The organism is Cupriavidus sp. 8B, from assembly GCF_054589115.1.
The window spans coordinates 16843-39990 of the sequence record NZ_BAAILO010000628.1; the positions used below are offsets into that span (position 1 = coordinate 16843).

Below are 23148 nucleotides of genomic sequence, written 5' to 3' on the forward strand. Positions count from 1 at the left end.
TTGAGAAAACTGCGGCGGTCCAGCGCGGCGACGCCGCCGGAGTCCGCGTGCCGGCGATTGCCGCCGGCGAGCGCTTCAAGGTATCTGATTCGCATGGTGTCGTCCCCTTAAGCCAGCGCGCGCGCCGCGTCCTTGATGGCCGCGCGGATGCGCTGGTAGGTGCCGCAGCGGCACAGGTTGCCGGCCATGGCCTGGTCGATGTCGGCATCGCTTGGGTGCTTTTTGCTGCGCAACAGCCCGACGGCGCTCATCACCTGGCCGTTCTGGCAATAGCCGCACTGCGCCACATCGTGCTTGATCCAGGCGTCGAGCACCGCGCGGCCAACCTTGTCGCCGGTGACGCCTTCGATAGTGGTGATGCGCGCGCCTTGCGCCGCCGAGACCGGCGTGACGCAACTGCGCGTGGCCTGGCCGTTCACATGCACGGTGCACGCGCCGCATGCGGCCATGCCGCAGCCGAACTTGGTGCCGGTCATGCCAAGGCTGTCGCGTAACGCCCACAGCAGGGGCGTGGAAGGATCAACGTCTACCTGCAACGGCTTGCCGTTGATATCTAGCGTGGTCATGGGGGAAGCTCCTTGGGTCTGTTTGCCCTGGTCCGCCCCCGGCATGGCGCAGCGGTTCGATCCGCTGCGCCGCGCCGCCGGCGGCCGGTCAGCGGCGCGCGCCCCAGCCGCGGTACGCACGCCGTAAAACTTTCTGAGCATAGTGCAAAAAGGACAGTCGCGTGCGGTACCGTGCACCGGGCTGGCGAACTTCGCGCCCGGCGCGGCGGTCTGTTTGTTATCGACTGCCAGCCACCCTGCATCCGGACTCGTGCCCGCACCTTGCGCTACCCGCTCGCCATATGCCGCGCCCGCCACACTCGACAGCATCCAGGCGCTGCGCGGGCTGGCCGCCGCCTATGTGCTGGTCTACCACTCCGGGCTGCGCCTGGACGGCGAGCGGTTGCCGCTGCTGGCATGGGTCACCGAACACGTGATCAAGCGCGGCCATGTCGGCGTGGACGTGTTCTTCGTCATCAGCGGATTCATCATCGCGTGGGTGGCGGTGCTGGCGCGCCCCGAGCCCGAGACGGCGCTGGCCTTCTCGATCCGCCGCGTCTTCCGGCTGGTGCCGCCGTACTGGGTCATGTCGGCGCTGCATGCGCTCACGCTCAACCCGGTCAGCCTCGCGGTGTTCGCCAGCTCGCTCGCCTTCCTGCCCGTCGCGCAGCAGGAGGCGCCTTACTTCGGCTACCCAGCGCTGTACGTGGGCTGGTCGCTCAATTACGAAATGGCCTTCTACGCGATCTGCGCGCTCGGCCTGCTGGTGGCGCGGCAGCGCGCGCTGCTGGTGGTGGCGGCGGCGCTGGCAGGCACCACGCTGGTGCTGCCCTGGTGGCGCTTCGGCGCGGTGAACCCGGATCCGACGCACGTCTACCCGTTCGCATCGGCGTGGGTGTCGATGATTGCCAATCCGCTGGTGCTGGAGTTCGCGCTCGGCTGCGCGCTGGCCTGGCTCTATGCGCGCACGCGCCACCGGCTCACGCGCGGCGTGGCGATGGCCTTGCTCGTGGCCGGCGTGGGCGGCTTCGCCGCCTCGCTGTGGCTGGTGGAGCCTGAGTTCAGCCTGGCCGGGCGCGGCTTGCCGGCTGGCGTGCTGCTGTTCGGCGCGGTGGCGGCCGAGCATGCCGGCGTGCTGCGCGTGCCGCGAGCGCTGGTGTGGCTGGGCGAGCTGTCGTACGCGCTCTACCTGACGCATCCGTTGGTGATCGAAGCGGTCAAGCGGATGATGCCGGAGCTGGCGCCCGGGCAAATGGGCTTGCAGCTGGCGCGCTTCGCCATCGATGCCGCGCTGGCGCTTGGCCTTGCCATGCTGCTGCATCGCTGGGTGGAGGTGCCGGCCATGGCCACGGGCAGGCGCGTGGCCGCGCGCTTCACCGCGCGCCGCGCCCGGACGGGCGCGTGAGCGGCCGCCCGGGCACCCGGGCGACCTCAGGCCATGCCTTGCGGCGCGCGGTCGATAAAGCCTGTCATGCTTTGCAGCCGGCCGTCTGCCGCCACGGTCGCGAAGTCGGTGCCGACCACCACGGCAGCCGCGCCCGCGGGCGCCAGCTCCCAGGTAAAGCGCAGGTTGCCGCCATGCGCGTCGACCGGCGTCGCGCGCGAAAAGCGCAAACCCGGAAAGCGCGCCTGGACGGCGGCGATCATGGCGTCGATCCCGGCGTGGCCGTCGCCGCGCATGAGCGGATCGACGTAGCTGGCGGACTCGGTCCAGGTGCTGACGATCAGCGCGCGGCGACGAGCCGCGTCGGTTTCGTTCCAGGCCGCGAGATAGCGATCCGCCAGGGCGGCAAGATCGGTGGCGGCGAGGTTGGCGCGGGCAGCGGTGCGATCCGATTCGGACATGGTCTTCTCCTTGGGGTGAGTGAGGAAGCTGTCCGTATCATCGGTGCGCGCAGCGCTGCGCGCGATTACGCGCGAGGTAATCGCCGTCGCGTCATCATCGCCCGCCCAAGGGCCGCTGCGCCAATACCCCTCATCAGCGGGGCAATGCCCGAAACGCCTGTTGGACTTGGATGACAGAGCGCCGGCGCCGGTACCGGTTCCGGTCCGCCACCGGCCCTCATACCCCAAAACGGCGCCCGGCGCTAGTCTGAACAGCGGGAGCAGACCTGGGCTTATCGCCTCGTGCTTCCGGCATATCGCCGCTATATTGATCCATTAAGCTGGGCCGCGCGTGCAACTTGCCGCAACGCCCGCCCATCGCCCCAATTTCGAGAACGCAGCTTCAGGCTGACGCCACATGACACCAGACTTGGATGTCCGCCCCTTGCCCATCACCTGCCCGCGCTGGCAGCGCGTGTCGCTATGCGCCATTGCCTTCTTCCTGCTGGCCCTGGCCGGTCTGGCCGTGTCGCGCTACCCGGGCAACGTGGCCATGCTCTGGCTGGCCAATGCTTTCGGCATCGGCATCTTGCTGCACCAGCGCAGCGGCGATGCGCCCTGGCAGCTGGCCGGGATGCTGGTGGCGGGCGTGGCGGCCAACGCGGCCATGGGCGATACGCCCGCCATTGCGCTGGCACTGGCGCTGGGCAACGTCGCCGAGATTGCCTTCTCGGCGTGGCTGGTGCGCGCCATGACCAGCGGCGCCACGCTATCCCGCCCGGGACCGCTGGCGCGCTTTGCGCTGACGCTGGGCGCGGCCAGCACGCTGGGGCCGGCGGTGGGCGCCACCATCGGCGCCGCCGCCATCAGCACCGCGTACCACAGCGGCTTTGGCGCGGTCTGGTGGACCTGGTGGACGGCGGACTCGATGGGCATCGTCATGTTGCTGCCGCTGATGGTATCGGTCACGCGCGAGCGTTTCGCGGATACCTTCCGCCGCGCGCAGCTGCCCCGTTTTGCCGGCCTGCTCTTGCTGAGCCTGGCGGTGGGCGGCGTGGCGCTATTTAAGAGCAACGAGCCGTTCGTGGTGATGGCGCTGCCGCTGGTGCTGGCGGCGCTGCTGACCAACCCCTTTGCCACTGCCCTGCTGACGCTGCTGGCTATCTGCGGCACGGTGGCGCTGGGGCTGGTCACCGCATCGCTCGGCCTGGGCGCGAACGAGCCGTTCCTGCTGCAGTCGGTGCAGTTGTCGACCGCGCTGATCATGGTGTTCCCGATCTGCATCGCCTTCCTGCTCGAGCAGAACCGGCGCGACCGCAGCGAGCTGCGCGCCAGCGAGCGGCGCTTTCGCCAGGCCATGGAGCACTCGGCCATCGGCATGGCGCTGGTGGGGCTGGACGGCAACTGGCTGCAGGTCAACCGCGCCATCTGCGACCTGTTCGGCTTTGACGCCGCCGAGCTGGCGGAGCTGCCCTTCCCGACCATCACCCACCCGGACGATCTCGCTCCCGACCTGCACCAGGTCGAGCGCCTGCTGGCCGGCGAGATCGAGTCGTACCGGATAGAAAAGCGTTTCCGCCACAAGGACGGCAGCTATCGCTGGACCTTGCTGGCCGTCTCCCTGGTGCGCGACGAGAACACGGGCAAGCCGCTGCATTTCATCTCCCAGGTGGAGGACATCGACGAGCGCAAGACCGCGCTGGACAAGCTCGAGGCGCTGTCGCGCCGGACCCAGCTGGCTGTTGAGGCCGGCGGCGTGGGCATCTGGGAGTGGGACATTGCCAGCGGCGCGATCGAGTGGGACGCGCGCATGCACGCGCTGCACGGCGTCGATCCTGCCCTGGGCGCGCCGGACATCAAGCGCTGGACGGCCATGGTGCATCCCGAGGATGTCGAGCAGGCAAGCACCGAGATGCGCGACGCGGTGCGCGGCATGCGCGCCTTCGACACCGAATACCGCATCCAGCGCCCCGGCGGCGAGGTGCGCCACATCCGCGCCATGGCGATGGTGCTGCGCCAGGACGATGACACCGCGGTGTCCATGATCGGCACCAACTGGGACATCACCGAGCAGCGCCGCCTCACCGAGGCGCTGTTCGAGGAGAAGGAACGCCTGCACATCACGCTGCGCTCCATCGGCGACGCGGTGATCTGCACCGACGCCACCATGGGCGTGACCTTCATGAACCCGATCGCCGAGCAGCTCACCGGCTGGACCATGCAGGCGGCCGCCGGCCAGCCGCTCGAATCCATCTTCCGCATCGTCGACGAGCATACCAACGCGCCGATCCCCAGCCCGGTGGAACAGTGCCTGCTGACCTTGCGCCCGGTCTACCTCCAGGACGGCGCGGTGCTGCAAAGCCTGACCGGCGACCGCCATGACGTGCAGGACTCCGCCGCGCCGGTGCGCACGGCCAGCGGCGAGGTCATCGGGGCGGTGCTGGTGTTCCAGGACATCACCAGCGCCCGCGCGCTGCAGCGCGAGCTGGCCCACTCGGCCTCGCACGATGCGCTCACCGGCCTGCCCAACCGCATCTGGTTCGAGAAGCGGCTGCGCGAGGCCTGCGAGGCCGCGCGCCTGCAGCAGCAGCATCACGCGCTGTGCTTCATCGACCTGGACCGGTTCAAGATCGTCAACGACACGGCCGGGCATGCCGCGGGCGACGTACTGCTGCGCGAGCTCGGCCACGTGATCCGCTACCACGTGCGGCCGGACGACCTGCTCGCCCGCCTGGGCGGCGACGAATTCGCGCTGCTGCTCAAGGACTGCACGGTGGACCAGGCCGAGCGCGTATGCCAGAAGATCATCGATGCCATCCGCGGCCAGCGCTTCCCATGGGAAGGTCGGGTCTACGATGTGGGCGCGAGCATCGGCATTACCGCCATCGACCACGAAACGCCGCCGATGGGCGAGCTGATGAGCCGCGCCGACGTAGCCTGCTACGCCGCCAAGGCGGCCGGGCGCAGCCGTGTCTCGGTGTACCGGCGCGACGAAAGCGATGCCCAGCGCCACCACCAGGAGCTGCAGGTTGCCGCCGGCATCCACTCGGCGCTGGACGCGAACCGCTTCCGCCTGTTCGCCCAGGAGATCCGCGCGCTGCAGAAGCACAACCAGGCCGGCCGCCATATCGAGATCCTGGTGCGCATGGTCGATGAGCAAGGCAAGCTGGTGATGCCGGGCGCGTTCATCCCCGCCGCCGAGCGCTATGACCTGATGGGCCACGTGGACCGCTGGGTGATCCACCATGTGCTGCACGAATTCGGCGCGCGCCTGACCGCGGTGCCCGATCTCACGGTCGCCATCAACTTGTCGGCCAATTCGCTGGGCGAGCCGTTCCTGCTGCCGTTCCTGCACGCCGAGCTGCACGAGTCCGTGCTGCCCGCCAGCCGCATCCAGCTGGAGATCACCGAGACCGCGCTGATCAACAACATGGCGGCGGCCAATCGCCTGGTGACCGAAATGCGCAGCGCTGGCTGCACCGTGGCGCTGGACGATTTCGGGGCCGGCTTGTCGTCGTTCTCCTATCTCAAGCAGTTCCCGGTGGACTATCTCAAGATCGACGGGAGCTTTATCCGGCACCTGGCCGGCAACGCGGTGGACCGCGAGATCGTCAGCTCGATCAACGATATCGGCCATCGCCTGGGCATGCTGACCGTGGCCGAGTCCGTGGAGGACGAGGAAACGCTGCAGGCCTTGCGCTCGATCGGCGTGGACTATGCCCAGGGCTATGTGATCGGGCGGCCGATGCCGCTGGAACTGTTCCTGGAGAGTTGCCCAATCCAGCCGGTGGGCAACGCTTAAGTCACCTGACGTGAGCGGCTGGCGGCAGCACGCGCCGACCGCGACATGTCCCTTGCATCACACGCCGGCGCCCGTACGGGCGCCAGCTCCGCTTTTAGCCCCGCCACCCGTTCGGAAATCCGAACGCCATACCGCCCCGCTCGCACGGAAATCCGAACCGTGCGCCGGGCGCACATTAATTTCCCCTTGTTTTTCAGTGGCTTAGGCGGCATCGGCACGGCCCGTGGCCTGGCACGCCTCGTGCAATGTATGCGCCGGCCCAAGCGGCCATACAGGTCGACGGTTGGCTCCCCCCGTGCCGGCCCGGACCCAAAACAATGGAGGAAACAATGATCGACCCCGCCTTGCCGACCTTGCCCACCACACCGGTGGGCGCCGGGCACACGCTGCCCACGCCCGTTCGGCATTGAACAGGCATTTGAACAGGCACTGATTTTCCCGGCTGAGGCCGCATGGCGCTGTCCCCACGACGGCAGCGCCACGCCAGAAGGCTGCCAGCCAGCCCCCGCAAAACAGCCGTCCGGCCATTGGCCGGGCGCATCGGCCCGACTTCTGATGAAACTGAACCGACTGCCCACCCTGATTTTCATTGCGATGCTGCTTGGCGTGCTGGCCGGCACGGCCGCCCACCACTACGCGCCGGACCCCGCCGCCGCCAAGTCCATCGCCGACCACCTGTCCATCCTGACCGACGTGTTCCTGCGCATGATCAAGATGATCATCGGGCCGCTGGTGTTCGCCACCCTGGTTGGTGGCATCGCCAGCATGGGCGACGGCAAGGCCGTTGGCCGCATCGGCATGAAGGCGATGGCATGGTTCATCGCCGCGTCCATCACCTCGCTGCTGCTGGGCCTGTTGATGGCCAATCTGCTGCGCCCGGGCGAAGGCATGAACCTGGCGCTGCCGGCGGCGGACGCGGCCTCCAACCTGAAGACCGGGGCGCTGAACCTGCGCGATTTCATCGCGCACATGTTCCCCAAGAGCTTCGTGGAAGCCATGGCCACCAATGAGATCCTGCAGATCGTGGTGTTCTCGTTGTTCTTCGGCTTTGCGCTGGGCACGCTCAAGGACGGCATCGGCAAACCCGTGCTGGCCGGCATCGAAGGCCTGTCGCACGTGATGCTGAAGATCACCAACTACGTGATGGCCTTTGCGCCGGTCGGCGTGTTCGGCGCGGTCGCCGCGGTGATCACCGCCGAGGGCCTGGGCGTGCTGGTCGTGTACGCGAAGCTGCTGGGCGCCGTCTACCTGTCGCTGGCGCTGCTGTGGGTGGCGCTGATCGCCGGTGGCTACTTCTTCCTCGGCCGCGATGTGTTCCGCCTGCTCAAGATGGTGCGCGCCCCGCTGATGATCGGTTTCGCCACCGCCAGCAGCGAATCGGCTTACCCCAAGGTGATCGAGCAGCTCGGCCGCTTTGGCGTCAAGGAACGCATCACGGGCTTCGTGCTGCCGCTGGGCTACTCGTTCAACCTGGACGGCTCGATCATGTACACGTCCTTCGCCGCGCTGTTCGTGGCGCAGGTGTACGGCATCCACCTGTCGCTCTCGCAGCAGGTGACCATGCTGCTGGTGCTGCTGGTCACCAGCAAGGGCATTGCCGGCGTGCCGCGTGCCTCGCTGGTGGTGGTGGCCGCGGTGCTGCCGATGTTCGGCCTGCCCGAGGCGGGCATCCTGCTGGTGCTGGGCATCGACCATGTGCTGGACATGGGCCGTACCGTTACCAATGTGCTTGGCAATGCCATTGCCACAACCGTCGTCGCCAAAAGCGAAGGCGCCATCGGCGCGCCGGTGCCCGAAGAAGCGGATGACCCCGCTGCCGACGGCAACCGCGGCCTGACACCCGTTCAGGTCCTGGCCGGCAAATAACACTGCCAGCGCGCCAAGGCCCGGCCACCGATCAGGTGGCCGGGCCTTTTTTCTTTCCGGGGGCCGGAAAACCGCGATGTGGTAAAAGACGGGGTCGCCGCGGGCGCCGCCATTGCGCAATGTGCACATTGGCACACCCACGCCACGCTTACCGCTCCGCACGATGCACTTTTGCTGGCGCCTCCAGTCTTAACCAGTCGGGCTCGCTGCCCGCGACCGAGTTCTTTCGCCTTCGCTTTTTGCGCATTCCGCCCGCTCCCATGACCGGCCCGCTCCCTTCACACGCCACCCCGCAAGGTGCCCCGCACGACACCTCCGCTCGCGCCGCCCGCCTGCGCCCGTGGGTGCCCCTCGTGGCCATGCTGGCACTGGCTGCGCTGATCGGGCTGGCTGGCGCCATGGGCTACCGCTATAGCTACGACAACGCGCTGGCGCGCCAGGGCGAACGCGGCCAGGTGCAGCTGCGCCTGTACGGCCAGGCCCTGTCGAGCGAGCTGGCGCGCTATGACTACGTGCCCAGCCTGCTCTCGCTGGATGACAAGATTGCCGCCATGCTGGCGCATCCGGACGATCCGGCGCGCGTCGAGGCGGCCAACCAGTACCTCGCCGCAGTCAATGCCCGCGCCGGCACCCGCGTGGTGTTCGTGCTCGATGCCCGTGGCCGCGTGCTTGCCACCAGCAACTGGCAGCGCCCCGACAGCTACCTGGGCGAAGACCTGAGCTTCCGCCCCTACTTCAGCGACGCGGCGGACGGCCAGCTGGGACGCTTCTATGGGGTGGGCACCACCCGCAGCGAGCCCGGCTACTACCTCTCGGCGCCGCTGGGCGATCGCCACAAGCCAAGCGGCGTGGCGGTCGTCAAGGTGGGGCTGGAGCCCCTGGAAAACCGCTGGCAGGGCGCCGATACCCAGATGCTGCTGACGGACGAGAACGGCGTGGTGATCCTGGCCTCCGACCCGTCCCTGAAACTGGCCGCGCTCAAGCCGCTGCCCCCCGAGCTGCGCGAGCGGCTGCAACGCAACCTGCAATACAATCGCGCCGCGCTCCCGCAGCTGGAGCTCACGCCGGTGCGCAAGCTGTCCGACAGCGACGCCCTGGTCCGCCTGCGGCGCGGCCCGCCCATGCTGGCGCAGAACGCCGAGCTGGTCGGCACCGACTGGCAGCTGACGCTGCTCACCAATACCTCGCAGGCCCGCGTGGCTGCACTCAGCACCGCCGCGCTGGCCGGCGTGCTGACCGCCTTCCTGTTGCTGCTGGCGGCGGCCTGGAACGTGCGCCGGCGCATCGCCAGCGAGCGCATGGCCGCACGCGCCGCGCTGGAGGCCGCCAACGGCGAACTGGAGCGCAAGGTCGCGGAGCGCACCGCCGACCTGTCCGCCGCCAACCAGCACTTGCAGGCGGAAGTCGCCGAACGCATCCGCACCGAAGCGACCCTGCGCCAGGCCCAGGATGGCCTGCTGCAGGCCGGCAAGCTGGCCGCGGTAGGCCAGATGTCCACCGGCATCGCCCACGAGCTCAACCAGCCCCTGGCGGCCCTGCGCACGCTCTCGGGCAATACCCAGAAATTCCTCGAGCGCGGCGACAACGCCACCGCGCAGGCCAACCTCGGCACCATCATCGGGCTGGTGGAGCGCATGGGGCGCATCACCGGCGCGCTCAAGTCATTCGCGCGCAAGCCTGGCAATGGCAGCAACGCCGGCCGCCTGGCGCCGCTGGACGATGCGATCGACAACGCCCTGTTCCTGCTCGATACGCGCCTGCAGGCGGTACGCCCGGCACTGGTCCGGCAGATCGAGCCGGACCTGGTGGTGACGTGCGATCCCAACCGGCTGGAGCAGGTGCTGGTCAACCTGGTCGGCAACGCGCTCGACGCGCTGGCCGGCAGCCCTGAGCCCCGGCTGGAGCTGCGCAGCCACCTGGCGGGCAGCAAGCTGCGCCTGACCATCCGCGACAACGGCCCCGGGCTGTCCGAGGAAGCCTTCGCGCGGCTGTTCGAGCCGTTCTTCACCACCAAGCCGGCAGGACAGGGACTAGGCCTGGGCCTGACGCTGTCGGCCGGCATCCTGGATGAGGTCGGCGGCAGCCTGGAGGCCAGCAACCACCCCGACGGCGGCGCGTGCTTCACGCTGGTGCTGCCGCTGGCCAGGCTTGAGCAGGAGAGCCGCCATGGCAATTGACCCGAACCATGCCGATTCCGCGGACGCGATCGACCCTGCGCGGCTGACCGTGCTGATCGTCGAGGACGACCCCGACGTGCGCCTGGGTTGCGAGCAAGCGCTGCGGCTCGAAGGCATTGCCACGCGCGCCGTGGCCAGCGCCGAAGCCGCGCTGCGCGAAGTCGGCAGCCATTTCCCCGGCGTGGTGGTGAGCGACATCCGCCTGCCCGGCATCGACGGCATGGCGCTGCTGCATGAGCTGCGGGCGCGCGACGACGCGCTGCCGGTGGTGATGGTCACGGGCCACGGCGATGTCAGCCTGGCCGTGCAGGCCATGAAGGCCGGCGCCTACCACTTCCTGGAAAAGCCGTTCTCGCCGGAGCGCCTGGTCGAGGTCACGCAGCGCGCGCTTGAGAAACGCCGGCTGGTGCTGGAAGTGGCCGAGCTGCGCAGGAAGCTGGCCGGGCGCGACACCTTGCAGGCGCGCCTGATCGGCCATTCGCCATCCATCGAGCGGCTGCGCAAGCTGATCGCCGACCTGGCCGACACCGCTGCCAACGTCCTCATACACGGCGAGACCGGCACCGGCAAGGAACTGGTCGCCCGCTGCCTGCACGAAGCGAGCTCCCGCCGCGCGCGGCACTTCGTGCCGATCAACTGCGGCGGCCTGCCCGAACAGCTGTTCGAAAGCGAGATCTTTGGCCATGAGGCCGGCTCGTTCACCGGCGCGGCGCGGCGGCGCATCGGCAAGATCGAGCACGCCGAGGGCGGCACGCTGTTCCTCGACGAGATCGAGAGCATGCCGATGCAGATGCAGATCAAGCTGCTGCGGGTGCTGCAGGAGCGCGTGGTGGAGCGGCTTGGCTCCAATACGCCGGTGCCGGTCAATACCCGCGTGGTTGCGGCCACCAAGGCGGACCTGAAGGCGCTCTCCGCGGCCGGCCAGTTCCGCGCCGACCTGTACTACCGGCTCAACGTGGTGACGCTGGAGCTGCCGCCGCTGCGCGAGCGGCGCGAAGACGTGCCGCCGCTGTTCGAGCATTTTGTCGCGCAGGCGGCGCTGCGCTTCGAGCGCGAGGCGCAGCCTGCCACGCCGGCGGAGCTCGCTGCGCTGATGGCCTATCCGTGGCCGGGCAATGTGCGCGAGCTGCGCAACCTGGCTGAGCGCCATGTGCTGGGGCTGGGGTGCAATCCCGGGCAAGGCACCGCCGAGCCGGCGGCGCTGCCGCTGGCGCAGGCCGTCGAGCAATTCGAGCGGGCCATGATTGCCGATGCCATGCGCAGGCATGAGGGCAACCTCAGCCGGGCCAGCGAGGCGCTGGGGATTGCCAAGACGACCTTGTTCGATAAAGTCAGGAAATACAGGCTTTGAGATTTGCCTGGTGGCGGCTCTGGCTGCCACCGGCTGAACTGCAATGGCTTGACCGCAGCTTGCGTTGCCGCTTTCCTTGCAGCATCAACCGCAGCTCCGCCTCCCTCCGCCTCCCTCCGCCTCCCTCCTCCTCCCTCCTCCTCCGTCCGCGCTCCCCCGTCCTTCCCGCTTCCTTGCGCTTCGTCTTTTCGTTGTGTGAGGTGCCGCACCGAAGCGGCGCGCACGCCGCGCCACTATGGCTTCACCCCTTCCCGCGCGCTTTGCACCTTGCCGTGCCTGGCGCGGCCGGTGCGGGACAAAGCCTGGCTTCGGCCGGGTTCGGCGACCGCGGTGCTGGCCCGCACCGTGGTCGCCTCCATGGCTGCCGGGCCTTGCCGTGCCGTGTATCGAGAAGCCGCCAACCAGCAGGAGCGGACCGACCATGATCCTTCAAGGAAACGACCCGACAACCGGGGCTTCGTTTTCGCTGGGCAACCGGATTCAGCGCCAGCTCTGGCTCTGGGTCTGGTTATGCCTGTTCCGGCCAAGCCCGCGCCCGCTGCATGCGTGGCGCTCGGCGCTGTTGAGGTTGTTCGGGGCGCAGCTTGGCCCGCATGTGCATATCTATCCGGGCGTGAAGATCTGGGCGCCGTGGAACCTGCGCGTGGGCGGCCATGTCGGCGTGGCCGATGGCGTCACGCTGTACAACATGGCGCCGATCGACATCGGCGATTTCTGCGTGGTCTCGCAGGGCGCGCACCTGTGCACCGGCACGCACGACTACAACAGCGCCAACTTCCAGCTGGTAGCCCATCCCATCGTGCTCGCGGCGCACGTGTGGATCTGCGCCGAAGCCTTTGTCTCACCGGGTGTGACGCTGGCCGAGGGCGCGGTGATCGCGCCGCGCGCGGTGGTCAGCAAGAGCCTGCGCACGCCATGGACCGTCTACGCGGGCGTCCCGGCCCGCGCCATCAGCACGAGAGTCAGACATGCCAAGTCCTCAGCCTAGCCAGCCCGTGCAAGCGCCGGGCATCTCCGTGCTGATCCTGACCCGCAACGAGGAGCAGGACCTGCCAGGCTGCCTGCAAAGCGTGGCATGGTCGGACGACATCCATGTGTATGACTCGATGAGCACCGACGCCACGGTGGCGATCGCGCAGCGCTTTGGCGCGCATGTCACGCAGCGCGTCTTCGACAACTGGGCCAGCCACCAGAACTGGGGCCTGCAGCACATCGGCTTTCGCCATCCCTGGGTGTTCTACATCGATGCCGACGAGCGCATGACGCCTGAGCTCGTGGCGCAAGCCCAGGCCGCGGTGCGCGCGGCGCGCGACGAGGTCGCGTTCCGGGTGCAGCGGCGCGACTTTTTCCTCGACACCTGGCTGCGCCATGTACAGACATCCCCCTTCTACCTGCGTTTGTTCCGGCCGGAACGCATGCGCTACGAGCGCCTGGTAAACCCTGTATCGATCCCCGATGGCCCGGCCGGCGAGGTGACCGGCTACCTCGACCACTACCCTTTCAGCAAAGGCGTAACCCACTGGATCACGCGCCACAACAACTACAGCGGGCTGGAGGCGATGCAGATCATCGAGAACCGGCGCGGCAAGGCAGCGTTCAGCCTGGCCGAAGCCCTGTTCGCGACGGATTTCCACCGGCGCCGCGCGCACCAGAAAGCGTTGTTCTTCCGCCTGCCGATGCGCCCCCTCGTCAAGTTCGCGATCCTGTACCTGGGCAAGCGCGGCTTCCTCGACGGGCGGGCGGGTCTCACCTACGCCGTGCTGCAGTCGATCTACGAATACTTCATCGTGATCAAGACGCGCGAACTGGAGATGTCCATGACGCTGCCCGCGCCGGACCCGGAGTCCGTGTGCCCGGAAAGCGCGACGGCACCCGTGCGCCAAACCCTCCCGATGACGGGGATGGCAACAGATGGCGACGCGGAGCTCGGCAACATGCCAGTCGCATCGGCCAGGCAAACCGTGGCGGTGGCAGGTGGGCGAAATCCCTGACGGCACGCGAAATTGCTGCCTACGCCATATTTGTCATTGATGAGGCGAAGTGGCCGCGCGGCCATGTGTGCCATATGTTCCAACGGGCTGGCTTAACGCCAATGCCTGCCATCTCCGGGAACCCGCTGCGCCCGCGGCAGTCCTGGATATAGGGGCCGCGCGATACGCTGGCAGCCCGGCAAAAGCGCTTCGGATGTATGCAATGTTCGCTATAAATTCCCGCTCACCCGTGTCTGCCAAAACGCGGCAATATGCGTTTAAACACAGAAGTGGGAGCGTTCGATGCGATTTCGAAATATTTGGCACGCCGACTGGCTGCTTATGTTCGATACCGCATATGATTCGAGGCTGGCATTCTTCCATCGGGAGAAGAAGGCATCAGTGACATAGATCACGCCATTGCATGACCGCGGGAGCACCTTCGCTCCCGCCGCCCCCAAACAGCGAGGGCAGGCCATGCAGGAGGCTTAACGGTGCCAGCATGCAAACGACTTCATTGCGGGCGTTTGTCTTGCGTTGCCAAGCCCAAACCAGCGCGGAAGGCTCGCGCTGTCACTGCTGCTTCTCTCGCAGTGCGGTGTGTTTAGTTAACGGGTGAACGGATGAAACTGGATTCAGAACTGGCTGAAAAGCCTTACTACAGTACGCGTACCGCCGCGAAGCTGCTCAATGTGTCATTAGGCACTGTGCAGAAGATGGTGGAACGCGGCGAACTCGGTGCCTGGAAGACCAACGGTGGCCACCGACGCATACATAAGGAGACCGTGCATCGCCTGCTGGCCACGCGCGTGGGGCAGGAGCTTCCTTCTGTGCATGAACTCGACCTGGTGGTGTTCCACCCGAACCATCAGGAAGCCCAACGCATCCACGCGCAACTGGGCAAATGGGGCTTGCCCCTGAAAAGCGTGGTGGTGGAGGACGTGGTGGATACCATCATTACTTCGGTCAGCTCGCATCCGCGAGTGGTGCTGTACTACGTGGAAGAACTCTCTGACGCCGAGTCGGCCACCATCGAGAAGCTGCAAAACTTCTTTGCGCGCCAGAACGTCATCTTCGCCGTGATCACCAACCGCCAGGCCTATGACGGCGTGGCCGATGCGCTACAGCAATGGGGCATCATGGTGTTCCTGAAGACGCCCTCGCTGGAAGAAGTCAAAGGCTTCCTGCGCGCGCAACTGATGATGACCCGAGGCGCAGCCGGCTGATCACCCGGCACATCGCCAAGACCCTATCCAGGACGTTTCACCGGCAGCTATCTGCCCGGCCGTCACCCGGCCGCCCGGCCTGCCTTGCCCGTTACCCGTGGGCGTGGCACTCGCTATAAACCGCACACCACAACGCCGCAGTCTCGTGACCCGCACGACTGCGGCGTTGTTGCATCTGCCACCGTTTCAGGCCAGCGCCGCGAGCGGCTCGCGCACGGGCTGCGGCACCCCGGCGTCCATCATCCAGCCATAGAGATTGCGCGGATCCGGCGGCGTCGCCACCAGTTCCACGTGGCTGCCGCGATGCTGCGCGTGGGCCGCGGCATGGAGCCAGCGCAGCGCGGAGTAATCCTCCAGCGCAAACCCCACCGAGTCGAACACCGTGACCTGCCCCGTTTCGGTGCGCCCGGCCGCCCGGCCGGAGAAAATCTCCCACAACTCCGTCACCGGCGTATCCGGCGGCAATTGCTGGATCTCGCCTTCGATGCGCGTCTGCGGCGCGTACTCGACCACGATGCGCGCCTGGCGCAGGATATCCGGGTGCAGTTCGGTCTTGCCCGGGCAATCGCCGCCTACCGCATTGATATGCACGCCGGGGGCGACCAGGTCAGGCGTGAGGATGGTGGCCCGCGTCTTGTCGGCGGTCACGGTGCTGATGATGTCGGCACCCTGCACTGCTGCGCGCACGGAGTCCGCCGCCACCACCTTCAGCCCCTGCACGCCTGCCAGGTTGTACGCGAGCCGCGCGGTTGCGGCCGGATCGATGTCGTAGGCGCGGATCTCCCGGATGCCCACCATGGCATGGAAGGCCAGCGCCTGGAACTCAGCCTGCGCGCCGTTGCCGATCAGCGCCAGCGTGGCGGCGCCAGGCCGCGCCAACACCTGCGCGGCCAGCGCCGACGTGGCGGCAGTGCGCAACGCGGTGGCGAGCGTGAGGTCGCACAGCAGCAGCGGGAAGCCGCTCTCCACTTCCGCCAGCACGCCAAAGGCCATCACCGTCGGCATGGCGTTCTGCCCATTGCGCGGATGGCCGTTGACGTACTTGAATGCGTATTGCACGCCGTCGCTCACCGGCATCAGCTCGATCACGCCGTCGACGGAGTGCGTGGCCAGCCGCGCGGATTTATCGAATGCATCCCAGCGCACAAAATCCTGGCGGATATGATGCGCCATCTGCGCGATGGCGTTGGCGACGCCCGTGGCGCGCACCAGCGCCGCCACATCGGCGGCGTCCAGAAAGCGGGTCATGGCGATCTCCTTCATGGTGTTCTCCCTGATTGGCGTTACTTGTCTCTGTTTGCCTCGGTTCTAGTTCTTGCCCGGCCGGCCCATCTCACGCCGCCACCGCGGCGCCATCGGCCGCGACGATCCCCTGGGCCGGCCCGCTGGTGCGGTCCAGGCGCAGCGTCATGCAGTAGGCGCCGCCGCCGGACAGCATGTACGGCGACAAGTCCACCTCGCGCAACTGGTAGCCGCGCAGGCCCAGTTCGGCGCGCAGGTGCGGCGTGGTGCGCGTCATCACCACCTGGTCATGCAGGTTGACCGCATTGACGCTGAAGTGGCGCAGATCATCCTCGCTCGCCTCGATGCGCAGGCTGGCCGGCACGCGCTCGCGCAAGGTGCGCAGGGCGTCCTGCGTAAAGGCGGGCGGGTAGTAGAGGATCTCGCCGCCGGACAGCGGGCAGAAGCACACGTCGAGGTGATAGCTCTGCGCCGTGGCGAGCTCCAGCGCCACCACCTCGCGGCCGAAATGGCTCGCCATGGCTTCGGCCGCTGCACGCGAAGAGCGCGGGCCGAAGCCGGCCCAGAAGTGGCCGCGCACGGCATCCCAGATGCAGTCGCCAGCGCCCTCCTGGTAGCAGCCTTCCGGCAGCAGGCTGACGGAGTCGATCAGGCCGCGCTCGCGCAGGCCCTCGAAGATGCGCGCAAAAGGCGCTTCCTCGCCGGCCCGTTGCGGATAGCGAAAGCGTGCCAGCACGGCGTGGCCATCCAGCACCACGGCGGCATTGGCGGGGAACACCATGTCGGGCAGGCCCGGGGCACCGGGTGCGGTTTCCACCGCGAAGCCAGCTGCCTGCAAGGCAGCATGCAGGGATTCGAAGGATGCCACCGCGTTGCGATGCATGCCGCGCGGGTCGCTAGCCCAGAGGCCGGGGTCCATCCACGGGTTGATGCTGTACGACACGTCGTAGTGGGTGGGCTCGACAAGCAGGATGGTGGGCTGGTTGATCACGCTGGCTCCTTTAGGTGGTGGGTGACGGGGTCAGTGAATGCCCTGGGATGCCTGCATTCTGGTGCACTGCCGCGCTAACTAAAAGCCAGCAAGTTGCGCAATTTGCCTGTACCGTATTGCAAAACGCCAGCTAAAATTGGCGAATCGCCAGCCACGACGATCGTGCAGGCAAAAGCACCCCCTCGCCCGCCCACAGGAACCACCATGGACGACACCGACCGCCAGTTGCTTGCCCTGCTGCGCGACAACGCGCGCACGCCGGCCACCGCTCTGGCCAAGGCGCTGCGCGTCTCGCGCGCCACCGTGCAGAACCGCATCGACAAGCTGGAAAAGGAAGGACTGATCGTGGGCTACACGGTGCGGCTGAAGCCCGAAGCCGAGGCGCACCGCATCCGCGCCTGGATGACCATCGCGGTGGAAGGCAACAAGGCGCGCGCGGTGCTGCAGGCGCTGCGCGGCGAGCCCAATGTGCAGGCCATGCACACCACCAACGGGCGCTGGGACATCATTGCCGAGCTGCGCGCGGATTCGCTGGAGGCGTTCGACCGCACGCTGGACCGCATCCGGCTGATCGACGGCATTGCCGCCACGGAGACCAGCATCCTGCTGTCGAGCTACAAGCTTTGAGCGGCGCGGTTGCGCTTACGCTGCGGCAGCGCCGCGCAGCCGTTCGCGCCGGGTTTCCTCGTGCAGCACGTGGCCGCTGGGGCGCAGCAGGTCGCGCAGCGAGACCACGCCGACCAGCCGCATGGAATCCAGGTCGGCCACCACCGGCAGCCGGCTGACGCCGAGCTCCGCCATGCGGCCCGCCGCGATGCGCGCGGTCTGCGCCGGCAGCAGCACCTGGTGCGGCTGCAGCGGCGCCATCAGCGCGCGGCCGGCTTCCATCGATGCCTCCCGCCCGCGCAGCGCATTGCGCTCCAGCATGCCGACCACACGCTCTGCGCACACCACGGGATAGCCGCGATGCGGTGCCTGCTCGCCAAAGTGCCTGGCCCACAAGACGTGGACCGGCTGCTCGCCGTCCACGCTCACCACGGCCGTCGTCATCAAATCCGCCACGTGCTGGCGCTCGAGCGGATCCACGCCATACTCGCGATAGATATGCAGGCCGCGGCGCGCGATCTTCTCGGTCATGATCGAGCGTTTCATGGTCAGCACCGTGAAGCCGTGCGCCACCGCCACGGTCAGCAGCAGCGGCAGCAATGCGTTGCTGTCATGCGTCAGGCCGAAGGCAAAGACGATGGCGGTCAGTGGCGCGCCAAGCACGCTGCCCAACACGCCCGCCATGCACACCAGCGCCCACAACTCCGGCGAGGCGCCGGGCAGCCACGGCGCGAGCGCCACGCCAAGGCCCGCGCCCAGCATCAGCAACGGGGCCAGCACGCCACCCGAGGTGCCTGACCCCAGCGCGGCAACCCAGATAATGGCCTTGACCGTCAGCAGCGCCACCGCCACGCCAATCGCCATGCGGTTGTGCAACAGGTCCGCGATCACGTCATAGCCCACTCCCAGCGCGCGCGGCTCGAAGTACCCGCCGATGCCAACCACCAGCCCGCCGATTGCCGGCCACCACATCCAGTGCAACTTGAGCCTGGAGAACTGGTCCTCGGTGCGATAGAGCGCCAGCGTCAGCGCGGCGCCCAGCATGCCGCAAAGCAGGCCGGCAACCATGCACGAGCCCAGCGCCATGGTGCTTGCCGGCGCGGTGTGCAGCGCAAACAAGGGACCGGGCTCGAACACCATCGTGCGCAGGAAGCCGGCTACGGCGCAAGCCAGCGCCACCGGCAGCAGGCTGCGCGGGCGCAGCTCGAACAGCAACAGCTCCACCGCCAGCAGCACCGCCGCCACCGGCGTGCCGAAGATCGCCGTCATGCCGGCGCACGCGCCCGCCACCAGCAGCGTCTTGCGCTCGGCCGCGGTGAGATGCAGGTACTGCGCAAGCAACGAGGCGATCGAGCCGCCGGTCATGATGATCGGGCCCTCCGCGCCAAACGGCCCGCCGCTGCCGATCACGATGCCGGACGACAGCGGCTTGAGCACCGCCACCCGGGGCGACATCTTGCTTTTGCCGAACAGCACGGCCTCGATGGCCTCCGGGATGCCGTGGCCACGGATCTTGTCGCTGCCATAGCGCGCCATCAGGCCCACCAGCAAGCCACCCGCCACCGGCACGGCGATCACCCATGCCCCCAGCGCATGCTGCGCCGGCGAGCGCTCCGCCAGCGACAGCGTCTGATAGAAAAAGAGGTTGGTGAAGAACCGGATCAGGTTTAGCAGCAGCACGGCAGCCGCCGTGCTGATCGCCCCGATGAGCGGCGCCAGCGCGGCCAGCAGGAGCAGCCGGCGGTCGACGGCGTAGTCGCGTTTTTCAAAGTGCATGGTGAGGATTGGGCAAATGTGGCGAAGGACGTGGCGCGGATTGCGGGACGAACATGGTCCGCGGAAAACGGAATGTATCACGTCATGATATATTTGCGCGCTGGATTCCAGAGCACGATCCCAAGTCGATCCAGGTGCGCTATTGCACGCATTTCCCGCACAACCCGAACAAGAAGACCCATGCCGCCATCCCAGGCCCCCTCCTTAGCCGACTTCCCGCCAGGCCGGGCACGTGCGTGGCTGCGCGCGTTTGCCCCCACTCCCATCACCGCCGGCCGCCGCGAACGCATCAAGAGCTGCATTGGCGCGCTGCTGGGCCTGCTGATCACCGAATGGATCAGCCGTCACCTGCTCGGTGGCTTCAACCCCTGGTTCATTGCCCCGATGGGCGCCTCCGCAGTGCTGCTGTTCGCCGTGCCGGCGAGCCCGCTGGCGCAGCCGTGGTCCATCATTGGCGGCAACCTGGTGGCGGCGCTGATCGGCGTGGCCTGCGCGCGCTGGATCCCCGAGCCTGGGCTGGCCGCCTCGGTCGCCGTGGCGCTGGCCATCGTCGCCATGTTCCAGCTGCGCTGCGTGCACCCGCCCAGCGGCGCGGTGGCGATTACCGCGGTCTTCGGCGGCCACGCCGTGACCCAGCTTGGCTTTGGCTTCGTGGTGATGCCGGTCGCGGTCAACTCGATGTTGTTGTTGCTGGTGGCGCTGCTGTTCAACAACCTGATGCGCCGGCGCTATCCGCACCGCCCCGTCGAGCACGCCAACCCGCACCGCACCGCCGATCCGCTGCCGAGCGAGCGGGTGGGTTTCAACCGCAGCGATCTGGACGAGGTGCTGAAGGCCCGCGGCGAATTCCTGGATATCGAGGAAGACGACCTTGAAGACATCCTGGTGGCCGCGCAGCTGCGGGCGTATCGCCGGCGCTTTGGCGATGTGCGGTGCGGGGACATCATGTCGCGGGACGTGGTGACGGTGCAGCCCGGGCAAAGTGGCGTGGAGGCGCGGGCCTTGTTGCTTAAGCATGGGATCCAGGCTTTGCCGGTGGTGGATGGGCAGCGGCGGCTGCTTGGCATGCTTGGTTTGGCGGATCTTCTTGCCGCGCGGGGCGACGCCGCGGGGCAGGTGCGAGTTGGCACTGCCGGGGACCTGATGCACACCGGGATGGCCACGGCCAAGGCGGAGCAGCCCATGGTGGAACTGGCGCGGGCGTTTTCCGATGGCGGCCTGCATCAGGTGCCGGTGGTGGATGCCCAGCAGCGGCTGCTGGGCATCGTCACGCAATCGGACCTGATCGCCGCGCTGCTCGAACAAGGCCCGCCGGCAAAAGTGGAACCCGCCAAGCAGCCGGCAAGCTGAACGGTGCGGGCGCTAGCGGCTCGGCTGCAACCCGCCCGCCGCCGGCACCGCATGGGCATCGACGCGCGGAATGCCGTTGAACAGCAGGTTCAATGCTACCGACATCACGCAAGCCAGCAAGATGCTGCTGTGCATGATGGGCTGCAACCAGCCCGGCAATTGGTTGAACAGCGTGCCCGAGAACGCGGGCAGCAGCGAGATCGCCAGCGTAGCGGCAACGATATACACGTTATGCCGCGTGCCCTCGAAATCCACCCGCGCCAGCGTGCGCACGCCCGCTGCGGTGACCACCCCGAACATGAACAGCCCTGCCCCGCCCAGCGCCGGCAGAGGAATGGAAGCGACTACCGTGGCCAGCTTGGGAAACAAGCCCAGCGCGCACAGGATCACGCCGGCTGCCACCACGACCCAGCGGCTCTTGACGCCCGTCACCACCAGCAGGCCGATGTTCTGGCTGTAGATGGTGTACGGAAAGCCGTTGAGCGCCCCACCGATCACGCTGGCCAGGCCATTGGCCCGCAGGCCATCCGTCATCTCGCCCGCACTCAGCGGCTTGTTCACGACATCGCCAATCGCCAGGAACAAACCCATCGACTCGATCATGATGATGATCATCACCACCACGATGGTGAGCGTGGCCACCACATCGAACACCGGCCAGCCGAAATAGAAGGGATGGATCACGTCGAGCATTGGCGCCTCGGCAACGCCATGGAAATCCACCATGCCAAAGGGGATCGCCACCAGCATGCCGGCCGCCAGCGCCAGCAGCACGGAGACGTTGGACCAGAATCCCTTGAGCCATTTGTTGATGGCCAGGATCAACGCGAACACGAAGCCCGCCAGCGCCAGGTTATGCGGCGCGCCGAAATCCGCCGCGCCGCGTCCGCCGCCCACCCAGTTCACGCCCACCGGGAATAGCGACAGCCCCACCACCATGACGATGGACCCGCCGACGATGGGCGGGAAGAAGCGCAGCAGCTTGCCGAACACCGGCGCCAGCAGCATGGTGATCACGCCGCCCGCCATCACCGCGCCGATCACCGCCGGCAAGCCGAGCGCCGGGTTCGTGGCGATGACAAGGATCGGCGGAATGGCGCTGAAGGCCACGCCCTGCATCACCGGCATGCGCACGCCAAAGCGCCAGAAGCCGGCGGCCTGCAGGATGGTGGCGATGCCGCAGGTGAAGAGGTCGGCGTTGATCAGGACCGCCACCGCCTCCTTCGGCAGCTTGAGCGCGCTGGCAATGATCATCGGCACCGCGATGGCGCCGACATACATCACCAGCACGTGCTGGAAGCCCAGCATCACCAGCGGCCCGGGGGCGGGCACCTGGTCGACTGCGGCCGGCCTGTCGCCGGTCAGGTCTTGGGTGTTCATGGGGTTGTCTCCTCTTGTGCCGTTACGTGAGATCACGCGACATCTATGGGAATGCGGATCCTTCGGACTTTCGGGTGAGCCCATGCCCGGGCGGGCGAGGCGCTGCTGACCCGGGCGCGCGACATCGTGGCCGACCTGGACTCGACCCGGAAAATGGTGCTGCGCGTGGCCGACGGGCTGGAGGGCTACCTGCGCATCGGCATCATCAATTCGGTGATGTATGGCCCCCTGCCACGTACCATGCGGCTGTTCCAGGAGCGCAATCCGGCGGTGGAATGGACCTTGCACGAGATGCTGCCCGACCAGCAGGGCGAGGCGCTGGCGCGCGGCCAGATCGATGTGGGCTTTGCGTCCAGCGCCACCGAGCGGGAGGAGTTGCGCTCGATCCGGGTCTATCCGCAGCCGCTGATGGCCGCGTTGCCGGCCGGCCATGCACTGGCGGCGAGCGGCCGGATCCGGCTGAAGGCGCTGGCGGCGGAGCCGTTTGTGCTGCTTAATACGCAAAGCCCGGTGATCCGCAACCTGCTGGCCGCCTGCGTGCGCAATGGCTTCCAGCCGCGCGTGCTGCACGAGTCGGTGGATCCACAGACAGTGCTGAGCCTGGTGGGCGCAGGCGTGGGGGTGAGCGCGCTACCGCGCTCGCTTTCAGGCGCGCCGCGGGAGGATGTGGCCTTCGTCACGCTGGACGAGCCGGGGCTGGCCGCGGACCTTTACGCCACCGTACGGCGCGACCACGGCCTGCCCGCGCTGGACCGCTTTCTCGCGCTGCTGGAAGATGTCACCGAGGTATGGCATCGTGAGACGTTCGGGGAAGGGCTGCGAAGCACATAGCGCGCCAGGCATCCCGCAATGCAGCATCACAGCCGTCTCAAAACGGCCCGCCTCCGGCGGCCTACGGGTTTTCCTATATATTGTCGCCGTCCACGTCACACCGGCAGTCCAGCCCGGTCAACTACCCCGGCCTAAAGGCCGGAGCTTGCAAAGGCAACTGAACAAGCTCGGGTTGACCAGGCAAAGCGGTAACCAACCCGCTACGTTGCGA

General features: G+C 67.6%; 17 protein-coding genes. 11 read left to right on the forward strand and 6 right to left on the reverse strand.

Annotation, left to right across the window (positions count from 1 at the left end; all coding sequences use genetic code 11):
- Window positions 1–107 precede the first annotated feature (107 nt).
- Window positions 108–566 carry a (2Fe-2S)-binding protein gene (locus ACYP5B_RS51340; RefSeq protein ID WP_150988428.1) on the reverse strand — a complete coding sequence of 153 codons (459 nt, stop codon included), beginning with the start codon at window positions 564–566 and terminating at the stop codon, window positions 108–110.
- Window positions 567–816: 250 nt separating this feature from the next.
- On the opposite strand from ACYP5B_RS51340, the gene ACYP5B_RS51345 reads away from it, so the two are divergent.
- Window positions 817–1950, forward strand: coding sequence for an acyltransferase family protein (locus ACYP5B_RS51345; RefSeq protein ID WP_459575199.1), 1134 nt, complete (start codon window positions 817–819; stop codon window positions 1948–1950).
- 26 nt (window positions 1951–1976) lie between these two features.
- Here ACYP5B_RS51345 and ACYP5B_RS51350 read toward each other — a convergent pair whose 3' ends face one another.
- On the reverse strand, window positions 1977–2390 hold the full coding sequence (locus ACYP5B_RS51350) for a nuclear transport factor 2 family protein (RefSeq protein ID WP_459575201.1): 414 nt from the start codon (window positions 2388–2390) through the stop codon (window positions 1977–1979).
- Between the two features lie 397 nt (window positions 2391–2787).
- Between ACYP5B_RS51350 and ACYP5B_RS51355 the strand changes: the two genes are divergently transcribed.
- From ACYP5B_RS51355 to ACYP5B_RS51385, 7 genes are all read left to right on the forward strand, one after another.
- Window positions 2788–6171: a diguanylate cyclase gene (locus ACYP5B_RS51355; RefSeq protein ID WP_459575203.1), complete on the forward strand. Its 3384-nt coding sequence runs from the start codon at window positions 2788–2790 to the stop codon at window positions 6169–6171.
- 555 nt (window positions 6172–6726) lie between these two features.
- Complete coding sequence (locus tag ACYP5B_RS51360) at window positions 6727–8037, forward strand: dicarboxylate/amino acid:cation symporter (protein ID WP_174426224.1); 1311 nt, start codon at window positions 6727–6729, stop codon at window positions 8035–8037.
- A 260-nt stretch (window positions 8038–8297) separates the two neighbouring features.
- On the forward strand, window positions 8298–10214 hold the full coding sequence (locus tag ACYP5B_RS51365; protein WP_400098845.1) for a sensor histidine kinase: 1917 nt from the start codon (window positions 8298–8300) through the stop codon (window positions 10212–10214).
- Window positions 10204–11565 carry a sigma-54-dependent transcriptional regulator gene (locus ACYP5B_RS51370; RefSeq protein ID WP_267605742.1) on the forward strand — a complete coding sequence of 454 codons (1362 nt, stop codon included), beginning with the start codon at window positions 10204–10206 and terminating at the stop codon, window positions 11563–11565. The genes ACYP5B_RS51365 and ACYP5B_RS51370 overlap by 11 nt, the downstream gene beginning before the upstream one ends.
- Window positions 11566–11986: 421 nt before the next feature.
- On the forward strand, window positions 11987–12553 hold the full coding sequence (locus tag ACYP5B_RS51375) for an LbetaH domain-containing protein (RefSeq protein WP_459575206.1): 567 nt from the start codon (window positions 11987–11989) through the stop codon (window positions 12551–12553).
- Window positions 12534–13556: a glycosyltransferase family 2 protein gene (locus tag ACYP5B_RS51380; protein ID WP_400098849.1), complete on the forward strand. Its 1023-nt coding sequence runs from the start codon at window positions 12534–12536 to the stop codon at window positions 13554–13556. The genes ACYP5B_RS51375 and ACYP5B_RS51380 overlap by 20 nt, the downstream gene beginning before the upstream one ends.
- 602 nt (window positions 13557–14158) lie before the next feature.
- Window positions 14159–14761: a helix-turn-helix domain-containing protein gene (locus ACYP5B_RS51385; RefSeq protein WP_174426228.1), complete on the forward strand. Its 603-nt coding sequence runs from the start codon at window positions 14159–14161 to the stop codon at window positions 14759–14761.
- Between the two features lie 186 nt (window positions 14762–14947).
- Here the strand turns inward: ACYP5B_RS51385 and ACYP5B_RS51390 are convergent, their stop codons facing one another.
- Window positions 14948–16024, reverse strand: a complete 1077-nt coding sequence (locus ACYP5B_RS51390) for an ornithine cyclodeaminase (RefSeq protein ID WP_459575208.1) — start codon at window positions 16022–16024, stop codon at window positions 14948–14950.
- Between the two features lie 70 nt (window positions 16025–16094).
- Window positions 16095–16994, reverse strand: a complete 900-nt coding sequence (locus ACYP5B_RS51395) for a dimethylarginine dimethylaminohydrolase family protein (protein ID WP_400098853.1) — start codon at window positions 16992–16994, stop codon at window positions 16095–16097.
- 204 nt (window positions 16995–17198) lie between these two features.
- Between ACYP5B_RS51395 and ACYP5B_RS51400 the strand changes: the two genes are divergently transcribed.
- Window positions 17199–17621, forward strand: coding sequence for an Lrp/AsnC family transcriptional regulator (locus ACYP5B_RS51400; RefSeq protein WP_006160263.1), 423 nt, complete (start codon window positions 17199–17201; stop codon window positions 17619–17621).
- 15 nt (window positions 17622–17636) lie between these two features.
- Here the strand turns inward: ACYP5B_RS51400 and ACYP5B_RS51405 are convergent, their stop codons facing one another.
- Window positions 17637–19376 carry a chloride channel protein gene (locus ACYP5B_RS51405; RefSeq protein ID WP_459575210.1) on the reverse strand — a complete coding sequence of 580 codons (1740 nt, stop codon included), beginning with the start codon at window positions 19374–19376 and terminating at the stop codon, window positions 17637–17639.
- A 180-nt stretch (window positions 19377–19556) separates the two neighbouring features.
- Here ACYP5B_RS51405 and ACYP5B_RS51410 point away from each other — a divergent pair, with 180 nt between their 5' ends.
- Window positions 19557–20726, forward strand: coding sequence for an HPP family protein (locus ACYP5B_RS51410; RefSeq protein ID WP_459575212.1), 1170 nt, complete (start codon window positions 19557–19559; stop codon window positions 20724–20726).
- Between the two features lie 12 nt (window positions 20727–20738).
- Here ACYP5B_RS51410 and ACYP5B_RS51415 read toward each other — a convergent pair whose 3' ends face one another.
- Window positions 20739–22106 (reverse strand): nucleobase:cation symporter-2 family protein, encoded by a 1368-nt coding sequence (locus ACYP5B_RS51415; protein WP_459575214.1) that lies wholly within the window; start codon window positions 22104–22106, stop codon window positions 20739–20741.
- A gap of 126 nt (window positions 22107–22232) precedes the next feature.
- Here ACYP5B_RS51415 and ACYP5B_RS51420 point away from each other — a divergent pair, with 126 nt between their 5' ends.
- On the forward strand, window positions 22233–22937 hold the full coding sequence (locus ACYP5B_RS51420) for a LysR family substrate-binding domain-containing protein (RefSeq protein WP_459575216.1): 705 nt from the start codon (window positions 22233–22235) through the stop codon (window positions 22935–22937).
- The last annotated feature ends 211 nt before the right edge of the window (window positions 22938–23148 follow it).